Below are 12,855 nucleotides of genomic sequence, written 5' to 3'. Positions count from 1 at the left end.
CATGTTTAATACATAATGACTTAATGTACATAATGACTTCTATTTTTATTGCCGTTTATATCGTTCTTCGCTACCCTAAATGCCAAATATTCAGAATGAGATTTGGACATGCGGGAGTTTGTCAAAAATATCAGGTTATTAATCAATGCCATAAATTCAGTCACCCCTATGGGAATTGCGATTGTATCTCTTTCGGTGGCAGCGTTGGCGTTGTTGTTGGAAATAGCGAAAATTTTTGGTTAAGGGAGGAAAGTTGATGGATTTACTGGTTCATAATTGGATCCCTGTCCGCCCGATGGCAGGGGGAACACCCACTACAATTTCTCTGCAAACATTATTGTGTTCGGACGAACAATGGATGTTATGTTTACCCAGAGACGATATGGAGCTGGCTGCGCTCCAGTTACTGATTTGCCTTACTCAGGTAATTTGGACACCGCAAGATGAGCAGACTTTGCGCCTGCGTATAACGCAGCCGCTAACACCAGATGATTTCGTACAGGGAATTTCTGCTTGGGGTGATACTTTTCAGCTTGATCATCCTGAAAAGCCATTTATGCAGTTTAAAGGTGTGTCAGCCAAGGATGTAACCGGTATGGATACGCTGTTGGCCGGATTGACAGGCGCCACCAACTGTACCTTCATTAATGAACCGGGACAAGGGAATGCATTATGCGGTGGGTGCACCGCTGTTGCCCTGTTTAACAAGGCAAATAATGCCCCCAGTTTTGGTGGCGGGTTTAAAAGTGGTTTACGTGGAGGTGCTCCTATTACCACGTTGATACAGGCAGTAGATAACCGCAGGGCGGATCTACGTACAACTGTCTGGTTGAATGTATTGATTAAACCTTCTCTGCAAAAATGGTTTAGCGAGGATGTGCAAACTAACCCATTGCCAGTATGGCAGGAGCCGATTCAGGCAGGGGAAACCATTCCTGCTGCACGTATTGGTTTACTCAGAGGGCTGTTCTGGCAACCTAACCATATTGAATTATGTCCGCCAATAGGGGCTGGTCAATGCAGCGGTTGCGGACAACACGTTGCACAACGCTATACCGGCTTCCTGAAAGAAAAGTTTGTTTTCACGGTAGAGGGCGTGTGGCCACATCCTCACTCTCCCCGTGTATTACAGGTAAAACAAGGGGCAGCGGAAGAGAAATTCCTGGCTTTTACAACCTTTGCTCCATCGTGGACCCATCTTAGCCGTTTGCTGGTCAAGGTTCAGCTGGAGGAGAAGGAAGATGAAAAAAGGAAAAAAAATGCGGGAGGACATCTTCCTGCCACTGTGGTGGATCAAAGCAGAGTCTTATTTCCCAATGCGCGATTGCAACTGATTGTCGGTGGTTATCGTAATAATCAGGCGTCCATTTTGGAGCGCCGGCATGATGTGATGGTTGTTAATCAAGGCTGGCAAAACCATCCTAAAGTAATCAATGAAATTGTCAAAATAGGTCTTGAGCACAAGACAGCTTTGCGTAAAGCGCTTTACATCTTTGCTGAAGGTATCAAAGAGCATGATATCAAAGGATCTGGAATAGCCGTGCATGAAAAGGGGGAGAGAGAATATTACCGGCAGAGTGATTTGCTAATCCTTAACTTGCTGGCATCTATTGATTTTGCCAATGCCGTTAATTACCAAGAGCAATTGAGACAGAAATTAGAGATTTTGTGTTTGAATATTTTTGCACAGATTACCACTCCTTATAGTCATCATCCTAAGAGGGTTAAGGCGCTTGCTGTTGCACGCCGCAGCTTAAGCAAACAATTTGCCACTTTTCGTCAACCTCAGGGAAAATAACCTATGTCTGATTCTGATCCTAATTTTGATGCTATGGCTCTCTACAAGGCCTGGAAGAAAATGAATAACGGTGACATTGCCCAACTTAGGCGTGTGACTGAACCTAGAGAATTGAAAAATATTCCCGCTTTTTACTATCTGGTGAGAGATTTTGGCTGGCATGCCCCCAAGAATCAATTGCCATTGCTCCGTATGGTGTTTTGTCTGAGCGCAGGGAAAGACGTTATCACACATATTGAGTCAGAAGATGACAAGAATAAAAAAGTGATTACCTTGGGTAAAGCGCTGGCAAATAGTGGGCGTATCAGTGAACGCCGGCTGTACCAAATGCTGCGAGCTGACTGGCCTAACGATATGGTGCAGTTGCGCCGTTTGCTTATCCATGCTGAACCTAAGCTTGATTGGCCAACTTTAGCTGAACAATTAACCCGGTGGAACCGACATGATCGCAGTCGGATATTAGAAGATTTCATACTTGCCCTTCCTCAAAAGAAAAAAGCATAAGGATGTAACATAATGAACAATTTTATTAACTTCCACGTATTAATCTCCCATAGTCCGGCCTGCCTGAACCGTGATGATATGAATATGCAAAAAGATGCCATCTTTGGTGGCAGGCGTCGAGTTCGTATTTCCAGCCAAAGCCTTAAACGTACGATGCGTAAGAGTGACTACTATATGCGGCATCTGGGTGAGTCGAGTATTCGAACTATCCAACTGGCTGAACTGAGAAATGTTTTACATGAACGTTTAGGGACACGCTTTGAAACAGCATTGATTGATCGTTCACTGACACTACTGACTGGAGAACCAATTGATGATTCGGAGGAAATTCTTGGGAGTGCCATATCTCCCTGGGTTGTAGGCGAAGTTGCCTGGTTCTGTGAACAGGTTGCTCAGGCAGATGCTGAAGGGGTCGATGACAAGAAACTGACAAAACAACTGAAATCAAACATTGCGGCTATGCGCGCTAATTTACAAAATGGCGTTGATCTGGCGTTAAGTGGCCGTATGGCGACTAGCGGTATGATGAAGGAATTGGGTAAAGTGGATGGGGCGATGTCTATTGCACACGCCATCACTACCCATACTGTGGCATCGGATATTGACTGGTTTGCTGCCGTTGATGACTTAAAAGATTTAGGATCTGCTCATTTGGGGACGCAGGAGTTCTCTGCTGGTGTGTTCTACCGTTATGCCAGCCTGAATTTTGCACAATTACAGGAAAATCTCGGCGGTATTGAACGCAGCAAGGCGTTAGATATTGCTGCACATCTGGCGCATATGCTGGCGACGGAAACCCCGAATGCTAAACAGCGTACATTTGCAGCGTTTAACCCAGCGGATCTGGTGATAGTCAACTTTTCCGATGTGCCAATATCTATGGCTAATGCTTTTGAATCACCTGTCAGAGCAGAGCAAGAGGGTTATCTCAAACCTTCGATTAAAGCGTTTACCGATTACTGGAACCGTGTTGCTAAAGTCTATGGACTAACTGGACCAGCCGCACAATTCTCTTTGCTGGATACGGAACTTGCAAACGGTGTTGTATCCAAATCAGGGTTAGAAGAGCTGAAAACTTGGATCCGTAATAACGGTGAGGGTTAAATATGGTTTCTTATCTCATATTACGCCTTTCTGGACCTATGCAGTTTTGGGGGCAACCCACATTTGAAGGTATGCGTCCTACTGCTAATTTCCCCACTCGTAGTGGTTTACTAGGGTTGCTAGGAGCATGTCTGGGGATACGCCGAAATGATAAAACTGCGCTTCAGGCTTTATCTGACAGTGTTCGTTTCGCAGTGCGCTGTGATGAACATAAATTGGATGATGATTCTGTGAAGAATAAGTCTGTGAAGGTTAGCAAAATTACGGATTATCACACCATCAAAGATGCCAGAGTGGATTACGTTAGTCTGAAAAGCCATGACATCATTCAAACCTGGCGTGAATATCTCTGTGATGCGCACTTTACTGTCGCTGTTTGGTGTTTACCTGATAGTCATTACAAATTAGCAAGTTTAGTTACTGCTGTCCAAAAGCCTTGGTTTACTCCTTATTTGGGGAGACGTAGTTGTCCATTGAGTCATCCACTCTATTTGGGGCAGTGTGAGGCAGACAATTCTCGATTAGCGTTAAATCAATTTGGTGATGGAGGAACGATTTATAGTGAAGAGGCTATCGATTCAAAAGGATATCCTTTACGCGTACGGGATGAGCCTATCGTTGCCTTGCCTCGTCAATTTTCAGCGCATGATTGGTTTGTGGTTCAGGGAGATGCGTCATGTTCTTAAGTAAAGTTTGGATCGACTGGCGATGGGCGAAAGATCCCTATCAATTGCATCGGGCCTTATGGCAGCTTTTCCCCAATCGTCCTAATGAGGCACGTGATTTTCTCTTTCGGATTGAGGCACAGCACTTTGGTCGTGGCGCGGAAGCTCTATTACAATCAGCACTGGCACCTTCGTCGGCACAAGCGGCTCAGGTTATCGTGAATAAACCTATTCAGTGGAGTATTCCCAATGGTGCCAAGTTACGCTTTAAGCTACGGGCTAATCCGGTTAAGACTATCAAAGACGGGGAACAGCGCCGTGATCGTAATGGAAGGGTCAAATGTTGCCGAGTGCCGCTTATCCATGAGGAGGAGCAGTTGCAGTGGTTATCACGCAAATTGGCAGGAGCTGCGCTGTTATCGACGGTATGGGTGACACCGGAGTCCCCAATCTATTTTTGCAAAGATGATATTAAGGGGAAAATTCAGCCAATAAGTTTTGAAGGACAACTCATTGTACAGGAAGGTGATGTTTTCACCTCTCTTTTGCGTCAAGGAATTGGGCCAGCTAAAGCCATGGGATGTGGTTTACTCTCTTTGGCGCTTGGTTAGAATTTTATTGTTGATGACTAGCCTTTTGGGATTGGGAAATTCTTTTAGTGACAAGAGTCATCATTGAAAGCGTGGACGAAGACTTTGTAATCCAATATGAGGGAGATCTGTTATATGGATTTGCTTAGTAACATAGCTGCTGAGCGTTAGAGATAAAAATATTTCGTATTGGAAATTTTGGTAGATTGGCATGGGTTTTAGTTTTGTTTTTTTAACATGATGAAAAATCAGTGTTTTTATATTTGATAAAATGAAGTTTTTAAGTAAAAAACGTGGTGGGATTTTTTCTATTAAAAAAGTTATTTAAAAACATAATAATAGAGTTGGTCTGTTCCCCATGTGTATGGGGATAAACCGGGTGCTACCTGAAATACGGGGTGGCAAATACCCTGTTCCCCATGTGTATGGGGATAAATCGTACGGGTGGCAAATCCACCTTGCTGGGTATTAGTAAACGAAGCGACAAAAATTTGCGCAGGTTACCCTGATTCCGTTCGCCCGCGCGTTCATGATGCGGCTTGAATATCCAGAAGAGTAGACTTGTTGAGTGGGTTCGAAACAACTGGGTAAAAAGCATGCGAATGTGGTTGCCTGTGCTTTATCAGGCGCGGAACTCATCGTGGTATAGGCATCCTTACCCATAGAGACGCTGGATTGAAGCCAGGGCGCGATCACACTATTTTTACTGCTTTTTAAAGATTAATAATTTTCAATATTTGATTATCACAGTTTTATATCGGGTAATAATTAAACTAAATTACAGTTCTTTAGACATTTATAGTTAACAAAAGAGTTAAAGAACAATGCTGACATTTTAAGTGCAAATATTAATCAAAGTATGCTCTCGCCCTGTGGCTGCGGGTGATAAGATCTTTCCTTTCGGTTGAACATATTGACCTTTACGTAACATCGGAATGATTTCTATGCCCGCTAGCAGCGTTTGGGCTCGCCGAAAGGATTTAAACCCAAGCATCGAGCGTGTTCGACGTTTGATATTACGGTGATCTTGCTCTATCAAATTATTGCGGTATTTGCTTTGTCGGATTGCAATAGTTTCCTCTTCGGGTTTACCAATATTGAGCGTTTCTAAGGCTGCCGTGTTAGCGTAATACCGCTCGCTTAAGCAAATCAAGATAAGTCATAATCGGCCTCAACTGATTGTTTGAGGCTGATTTTTATGTCTGAATTTTCTCGTGAACTCCAAGCCACTGCAGCATTTAATTACCCCGAATCCCTGGATGCGTTTAGCCAAAACATTCTCATGGCATGGGTGACTGAAGCCGTCAAAATTAGATCTGGCTTTTCCTGACGCGAAAGGAGAGCTGTCTTCATTAGCGTCAAGCAGTATCGCGAAAGCCAGACGCCGCATTGGTGTTGAACCATTACGGCATTTTTTTCATACCACCGCCACTGAAGGGGAAAAAGAAGACACGGCTTATTTCGGCGTGTGGCCTGAAAATTTTCTGTGTGGATGGCACTCAGTTTAAGCTACCTGAAACCGGCGATAATCAACAATTGGGTTATGCCTGCGGCAAAGCCGCCTTTCCCTCGGTGTTGGCGGTGACGCTAATGTCTGCACGGACACCCTTTATCTCCGATGTGGCATTTGGCCCCATCACTCAAAGTGAGATTAGCTACGCTCAGCAGTGGGTGGGTTCAGCCCCGGGCACGACCCGCAAAAACTGAAAGCGCTCAGAGAAAATGGTAAGAGGCTGGTTTTACCTCAAAAGCGAAAACGCCAATCCATCCCCAGGCAAGTGCTTTGCAAATCATCACGTTACCCTTATAAAAAGAGAACCGCTCACGCTTAAGCGAGCGGTATTACATCTTTAATCTCCCTTTTCGTGTTCTCTTACCTGTGTTTTTGAAGCAGATAAGATGTCAAATCTGCACTGAATGGATCTTTTTTGCATATAGCGGCTACTTGCATCTCCCTGTTTCACGTAATGATAACCCTCCATGATTAATTACTCTGGTGAGCATATGACAAAAGGGGAACCTTTATGCAGGGCTTAAACAATAAAGTCGCTATTGTCACTGGTGGGGCTACCAAAATTGGGGCAACCGTTGCCAGGGTATTGAGTGAATATGGGGTGAAGGTTGCAATTTTTGATATTGATCAGGCAGGCGGGGCGAAAGCGGCCAGTCTGCAACCGGAATCCATCCGTTTCTGGCATATTGATATTACTGACGATAATCAACTTTCTCAGGGAATACATGAGGTTGTTGCTTGTTATCACCGTCTGGATTACCTCATCAACCTTGCAGCGACTTATCTGGATGAGGGGGCCGACTCCAGCCGTGAAACATGGCTGACCGCCTTGAATATCAATGTGATCAGTGCCATCAGAGCAGCCCAATTTGTCCGGCCTTACCTCACTGCGGCGGGAGGCGGCGCTATTGTTAACTTCACCAGCATTTCTTCCTCAATTGCCCAGACAGGCCGCTGGTTATACCCCGCTTCAAAAGCCGCATTACTGCAAATCACCCGTAGTATGGCAATGGATTATGCCGCTGACCACATCCGCGTTAATTCTGTTTCACCAGGGTGGACTTGGTCACGGGTTATGGATGAGTTAACCCAGGGGAAGCGACAGAAAGCCGATAACGTTGCCGCAGATTATCACCTGCTTGGTCGTGTCGGTGATCCCGAAGAAATTGCGCAGGTCGTGGCATTTCTCCTATCAGATTTAGCGAGTTTTGTAACCGGTGCGGATTATGCCGTTGATGGTGGCTATTCAGTAATGGGACCAGAACAGGCGAAACCCGCTATTCCACGGTTGGCGGAATAGGTTCAGTTCCGACATCCAAAACAAAAGAGGAAAATACTATGCGTCGTATCGCTATCGTCGGAGGTGGCCAGGCCGGACTGCCTCTGGCCCTTGGTCTGCTTGACAAGGGCTATCAAGTCACTGTAGTCACCAACCGCACGCCTGATGATGTTCGTCATGGTCGGGTTCTGTCGAGTCAGTGCATGTTTGATGTTTCTTTGCAGTTTGAACGTGATTTGGGATTGAATCAGTGGGAAACGCAATGCCCGCCCGTTGAAGGGATCGGTTTCACCGTACCACATCCTGAAATTCCCCATGACAAAGCCATTGAATGGAGTGCACGGCTCGACAAATATGCGCAAGCTGTCGATCAACGCATCAAGATGCCATTTTGGTTGGAACTATTTGCTTCTCGTGGCGGTAATCTGGAAATTAGCGATGTGGGCGTTGCCGAACTGGAACGCCTGGCGGCCAGCCATGAACTGGTCATTCTGGCGGGTGGCAAAGGGGAGATTGTAAAATTGCTGGAACGCGATGCTTCACGCTCACCATATGATACACCGCGGCGTGCACTGGCATTGACCTATGTGAATGGTATGCTGCCAACGCCTCAATATTCCCGTGTCTCTTTTAACTTGATCCCGGGTGTAGGGGAATATTTCGTTTTTCCTGCCCTGACACTCAGTGGTCCCTGCGACATCATGGTTTTCGAGGGTATTCCTGGGGGGGCAATGGATGGCTGGCAAGAGGCAAGAACACCGCAAGAACATCTGGCCTATAGCAAGCAGATCCTCAAAACTTTCCTGCCGTGGGAATTTGAACGTTGTGAGCATATCGAGCTGACCGATGAAAATGGCATTCTGGCGGGACGTTTTGCGCCAGTAGTGCGTAAGCCCGTGCTGACTTTGCCTTCTGGTCGTCAGGTTTTTGGACTGGGGGATGCCGTGGTTACCAATGATCCGCTGACCGGGCAGGGTTCGAATAACGCAACAAAAGCCTGCAAAGTCTATTACGAAGCCATTCTTGCCCACGGCGACAAACCTTTTACGGCTGAATGGATGAACAACACGTTTGAACAATTTTGGCAATATGGTCATTACGTTGTGGAATGGACAAACAGCCTTCTTATCCCACCAAAGCCACACGTTCTGGAATTATTAGGGGCAGCCCAACGTTTACCGACACTTGCCAGCACAATTGCCAATGCGTTCAACCATCCTCCGGTACTGTTCCCATGGTGGGAAGATGCCAATGCCTGTGAAGAATATATCCATTCACAACTGATTGAAGAAATTCGGGCATAAACGGGGGAAATAAATATGAGCATAACTACCCTGAATAACCAAATGCCGCTGTTTGATAGTGAATGGGGTGCAACGGAATTTGAAACGGGAGATTTGCGCACGCTTTTTGGGAAGTATCCGACAGGGGTTGCCATTGTTGCGACTCGTACTGCTGAGGGACGTAATGTGGGATTGACCATCAATTCATTTGCTTCACTTTCACTGAAGCCGCCTTTGGTGCTCTGGAGTTTGGTTAATCATTCACCTAATCTGTCCGTGTTCCGTGATTGCGAATATTTCACTATCAGTATCCTGAGTTGTGATCATCAGGAATTGGCCCTGCGTTTTGCCAGTTCGCGGGTAGAAAATAAATTTCAGGGTATTTCGGTGCAGGAAACACCCGAAGGTATCCCTTCGATTGGAGGAGCGATAGCGACATTGGTGTGCGCCAATCACCAGCAAACGCATCTTGGTGATCACTTGCTGGTCATCGGAGAGGTCAAACGCATTGCCAGTATCGAAGGTAAGCCATTGGTTTTTCACGGCGGCATGTTTACCGGTCTGCATGATATTCACGGAATATAAAAAATGATTCTGTTGGAAAACATTCAGGAGAGCATGATTAATGAATAGTCCGTTAAATGCGTTTGTCATGGCGTTAAATCAAGGCAGTGTGAAAATCATCGACCTTACACAAACATTGACGCCGGATTTTCCGGCCTTGCAGTTGCCTGAACAATTTGGACAAGTTTGGGCCTTCAATGTGGAACGCATTTCTCACTATGACGAGAATGGCCCAGGTTGGTACTGGAATAATTTTAGTTGTGGTGAGCATACCGGCACGCATTTTGATGCGCCAATACATTGGATCAGCGGTAAAGATCAGCCGGATAACAGTGTTGATACTATTCCCTTGCATAATTTTGTTGCGCCTGCTGTGGTGGTGGATGCCAGCCAGCAGGTGGCACAAGATCCAGACTGGATATTGACGGTTGAGTTTTTACAATCCTGGGAAGAGCAGCATGGTCATATTCCCGCCGGAGCATGGTTGCTGTTCAGGACAGATTGGTCGAAATGGGCAGACGATCCGGTACGTTTTCTCAACCTGCATGATGATGGTGCCCATACACCAGGTCCTAGTCAGGAAGCGGTGGAATGGTTGATCCACGAGCGGGATATTCGAGGGTTTGGGGTAGAAACCATTAATACGGATGCCGGGCAATCGTATGCCTGGCCAGTGGCATATCCCTGCCACACGTTAATGCACGGGGCGAATAAATATGGCTTGCAGTGTCTGAAAAACCTCGATTTGTTGCCTCCCACGGGGGTGGTCATTATTGCTGCTCCTCTCAAAATTGGTGGTGGTTCGGGAAGTCCGTTGCGTGTTCTGGCATTGGCTGAATCTTTCTCTGGAGCGATACCATGACAGATTCCAGACCACAAGTGATCGTTGTCGGCAGTGGCATCAACTCGTTGGTATGTGCCGCTTTGTTGGCAAAATGGGGTAAATCGGTCTTGGTACTGGAACGCAACGCAGTACCTGGCGGTTGTATTCGCACGGAAGAACTTTTTTCCGGTTATACCCATGATGTGCTCTCTTGCTGGTATCCATTGTTCTTAGGCAGCCCAGCCTATCAGGAACTCAAGCCTGCGTTGGAAAAGGCAGGCTTGGAGTTTTTGCAAAGCGATTATTCAACGGGGTTGGTACAACCTAATGGCAAGGGAATTGCCTTAAAGCACGATATTCTGGCCTCAGCTTTGCGGCTTGATGAAATCGCGGCAGGTGATGGAGAGATATTGCGTCGCATGGCACAACAAATCTTCCATGATGATGCGGCGCTGATCTTTGGTTTATTAGGGCAAAATCCCTATGGTTGCGGGATACTCAAATTATTGTTCTCTGAATGGCGCAAACGTGGCCTGGATGGATTGGCTAGGTTTGCCGGCAGTTCGCTGGAAACTTTCCGGCGCTGGGCTGAACGTGAGTTACAGTCTGATTTCAGCCGTGCTTTGCTGGCACCGTGGGTATTGCATACGGGGTTAGGGCCGGATGATGCCAGCTCCGCTCTGATCGGTAAACTCACCTTTACTGCTGTAGTTGCCGGCGGGATGCCGGTGGTAAAAGGTGGCAGTATGCGTATGGTAGAAGCGCTAACAGGGATCATTGAGCAACACGGCGGTCAGCTTATCACCCATGCTCAAGTTGACCGTATCATCACCCAAGGGCAGGGCAAAAAGCGTCGTGCTTCTGGTGTGATGGTTGCGGGGCAGGTTTATCATGCCAGCGAAGCGATAGTCTGCAATGTAACCCCCCAACAGCTTTATGGTCACTTGCTGGATAGGGTTCCCGATACTCTTTTGCAACAAGCACGGAACTATCGTTATGGGCGCGGAGGAATGCAGATTCATTTTGCCTTGAACGCCCCACCGCCGTGGTGTGAGCCTGAATTGTGCCATGTGCCACTGGTTCATTTAACGGAGAGTATGGAACAAGTCTGTTTATCCGTGACACAGGCTAATAATGGTTATCTACCCAGTCATCCGACACTGGCGATAGGACAGCCAACAGCTCTTGATCCTTCCCGTGCGCCAAAAGGCTGTTGGATTTTGTGGATTCAAATGCAGGAATTACCCACGCAGTTAAAAGGCGATGCTTTGGGAGAAATTCCCATTCCTGTCGATGGCAATTGGAATGAGGCTATTCGCGAAGCGGTTGCGGATCGGGTGCAGGCTCGTTTGGAAACAGTGATGCCAGGTTTTTCATCTTCGATTGTTGGCCGCAAAGCGTATTCTCCGGCGGACTTACAGGCATTGAACTGTAACTTGTCAGGGGGAGATCCCTATTCAGGCATTTGCTCACCTGATCAATTTTTCTGGTTACGCCCGTTTGCCCCTGCGCAAGGTGCCAAGGCGCATCAAACTCCAGTCCGTAACGTGTTTCACATTGGGGCTTCAACCCATCCAGGCCCCGGATTAAGTGGGACTTCCGGCTATCTTGTCGCTCGTCGACTTGCGCGACGCTGATCAAAGTAGCCAATTATTTTCATTTTTTATCAATTCATCTCTTACAGAGAGGAGGGTTATATGACGTCTAAATTCAGACGGCTCTTTTATGCAGCGGTTTTATCACTGCCAGGTTTCTTGGCTATGATAAGTCATTCCGCGATGGCAACAGAAGGTGGTGTCGGCGCCTATCCTGATGGTCTGGATAATTACTTATCCGGTGCTTTACCGCCTGCGGGCCTTCATACCCTGTTTTATGGTGGCAATATTCACTATACCAAGCTTAAGGGCAATCACGGCAATTTGATTCCTGTTCCTGGTTTTAAAGTCAATGTGAATGTCCTTGCCCCGCGATTGGTTTGGGTGACCGAGACGCAAGTCTTTGGCGGGCAGCTGGCTTATCATGCTATCGTGCCATTATTGGATGTTACCGCTGATGCTGCTGGCAAACATGACAACAGCAAAGGGATAGGGGATATCACCTTTGGCCCTGCTTTGGGTTACCATCCCGCGCCTGATTTGGCTTATGTTATTGGCTTGAATGTCAATGCACCGACCGGCCACTATGACCGCAACGATCTTTCCAGCCTGGGAAAAAACTATTGGACAGCGCAACCCGTCTGGGCAATCAGCTATTTCCCTGTTGACGGTATCAATGCGGATTTAAAAGTGATGTATGATGTCAACTTCCGCAACAAGGACACTAAAACAACCTCCGGCCAGGCACTACATGCAGATTATGCGTTGGGTTGGGGATTTGGCAACGGTCTGGTCGCAGGCGTTGGCGGTTATGTTTTTCAGCAGATCACGAATGATAGTGGCTCAAACTCCGCACAGGGTAAAGCGAGGGCGGTGGGTTTCGGTCCTTCCATTCGCTATGCCAATGATAAAGGCTGGCTGCTGACTTTGAAGTGGCAAAAAGATTTTGTTGTCAGTAATCGCCCATCAGGTTCTCAAATTTTCTTAAAAGCGGCCATTCCATTTTGAGGACGTATTTTTTTAATACCAACCAATCTAACTTCAAGATGCGTTTTACAAATAGCGTTTCAAAATGATAGGAGTATTCCTTACCCCGCGCTCCGCGCGGGGTAAGGAACTCCAACATCTGATACTCTC

At 46.8% G+C, this 12,855-nt stretch carries 13 protein-coding genes and 2 pseudogenes; 14 read left to right on the top strand and 1 reads right to left on the bottom strand.

Annotation, left to right across the window (positions count from 1 at the left end):
• Window positions 1-108 precede the first annotated feature (108 nt).
• The 7 genes and pseudogenes from WDV75_RS19180 to WDV75_RS22225 form a co-directional block, all read left to right on the top strand.
• Window positions 109-243 (top strand): hypothetical protein, encoded by a 135-nt coding sequence (locus tag WDV75_RS19180; RefSeq protein ID WP_273558495.1) that lies wholly within the window; start codon window positions 109-111, stop codon window positions 241-243.
• A gap of 13 nt (window positions 244-256) precedes the next feature.
• Window positions 257-1,798 (top strand): type I-E CRISPR-associated protein Cse1/CasA, encoded by a 1,542-nt coding sequence (casA, locus tag WDV75_RS19175; protein WP_273558493.1) that lies wholly within the window; start codon window positions 257-259, stop codon window positions 1,796-1,798.
• 3 nt (window positions 1,799-1,801) lie between these two features.
• Window positions 1,802-2,302 carry a type I-E CRISPR-associated protein Cse2/CasB gene (gene casB, locus WDV75_RS19170; RefSeq protein ID WP_273558491.1) on the top strand — a complete coding sequence of 167 codons (501 nt, stop codon included), beginning with the start codon at window positions 1,802-1,804 and terminating at the stop codon, window positions 2,300-2,302.
• 12 nt (window positions 2,303-2,314) lie between these two features.
• Window positions 2,315-3,406, top strand: coding sequence for a type I-E CRISPR-associated protein Cas7/Cse4/CasC (gene cas7e / locus WDV75_RS19165; protein WP_273558489.1), 1,092 nt, complete (start codon window positions 2,315-2,317; stop codon window positions 3,404-3,406).
• 2 nt (window positions 3,407-3,408) lie between these two features.
• A complete protein-coding gene (gene cas5e, locus WDV75_RS19160) occupies window positions 3,409-4,092 on the top strand; it encodes a type I-E CRISPR-associated protein Cas5/CasD (protein WP_273558487.1) in 684 nt (227 codons plus the stop codon).
• A complete protein-coding gene (cas6e, locus tag WDV75_RS19155; RefSeq protein WP_273558485.1) occupies window positions 4,083-4,682 on the top strand; it encodes a type I-E CRISPR-associated protein Cas6/Cse3/CasE in 600 nt (199 codons plus the stop codon). Before cas5e ends, cas6e begins: the two co-directional genes overlap by 10 nt.
• Window positions 4,683-5,101: 419 nt before the next feature.
• Window positions 5,102-5,310 (top strand): annotated as a pseudogene (locus WDV75_RS22225) (hypothetical protein); the annotation flags it as partial.
• Window positions 5,311-5,496: 186 nt separating this feature from the next.
• Here the strand turns inward: WDV75_RS22225 and WDV75_RS19145 are convergent.
• Window positions 5,497-5,787 (bottom strand): annotated as a pseudogene (locus WDV75_RS19145) (DDE-type integrase/transposase/recombinase); the annotation flags it as partial.
• Between the two features lie 266 nt (window positions 5,788-6,053).
• Here WDV75_RS19145 and WDV75_RS19140 point away from each other — a divergent pair.
• The 7 genes from WDV75_RS19140 to WDV75_RS19110 all read left to right on the top strand — a co-directional run bounded on the left by WDV75_RS19140 (window position 6,054) and on the right by WDV75_RS19110 (window position 12,726).
• Window positions 6,054-6,368 carry a hypothetical protein gene (locus tag WDV75_RS19140; protein WP_273558483.1) on the top strand — a complete coding sequence of 105 codons (315 nt, stop codon included), beginning with the start codon at window positions 6,054-6,056 and terminating at the stop codon, window positions 6,366-6,368.
• A gap of 317 nt (window positions 6,369-6,685) precedes the next feature.
• Window positions 6,686-7,474, top strand: a complete 789-nt coding sequence (locus WDV75_RS19135) for an SDR family oxidoreductase (RefSeq protein ID WP_273558481.1) — start codon at window positions 6,686-6,688, stop codon at window positions 7,472-7,474.
• Window positions 7,475-7,512: 38 nt separating this feature from the next.
• Window positions 7,513-8,757, top strand: a complete 1,245-nt coding sequence (locus WDV75_RS19130; RefSeq protein WP_273558479.1) for a styrene monooxygenase/indole monooxygenase family protein — start codon at window positions 7,513-7,515, stop codon at window positions 8,755-8,757.
• 15 nt (window positions 8,758-8,772) lie between these two features.
• Window positions 8,773-9,321, top strand: coding sequence for a flavin reductase family protein (locus WDV75_RS19125; RefSeq protein WP_273558477.1), 549 nt, complete (start codon window positions 8,773-8,775; stop codon window positions 9,319-9,321).
• 40 nt (window positions 9,322-9,361) lie between these two features.
• Window positions 9,362-10,162 carry a cyclase family protein gene (locus WDV75_RS19120; RefSeq protein ID WP_273558475.1) on the top strand — a complete coding sequence of 267 codons (801 nt, stop codon included), beginning with the start codon at window positions 9,362-9,364 and terminating at the stop codon, window positions 10,160-10,162.
• Window positions 10,159-11,760 carry a phytoene desaturase family protein gene (locus WDV75_RS19115; protein WP_273558473.1) on the top strand — a complete coding sequence of 534 codons (1,602 nt, stop codon included), beginning with the start codon at window positions 10,159-10,161 and terminating at the stop codon, window positions 11,758-11,760. The genes WDV75_RS19120 and WDV75_RS19115 overlap by 4 nt, the downstream gene beginning before the upstream one ends.
• A 60-nt stretch (window positions 11,761-11,820) precedes the next feature.
• Window positions 11,821-12,726, top strand: coding sequence for a SphA family protein (locus WDV75_RS19110; protein WP_273558471.1), 906 nt, complete (start codon window positions 11,821-11,823; stop codon window positions 12,724-12,726).
• The last annotated feature ends 129 nt before the right edge of the window (window positions 12,727-12,855 follow it).

The organism is Xenorhabdus griffiniae, assembly GCF_037265215.1.
Lineage (GTDB): Bacteria > Pseudomonadota > Gammaproteobacteria > Enterobacterales > Enterobacteriaceae > Xenorhabdus > Xenorhabdus griffiniae.
This window is presented reverse-complemented; position numbering and strand designations above follow the sequence as displayed.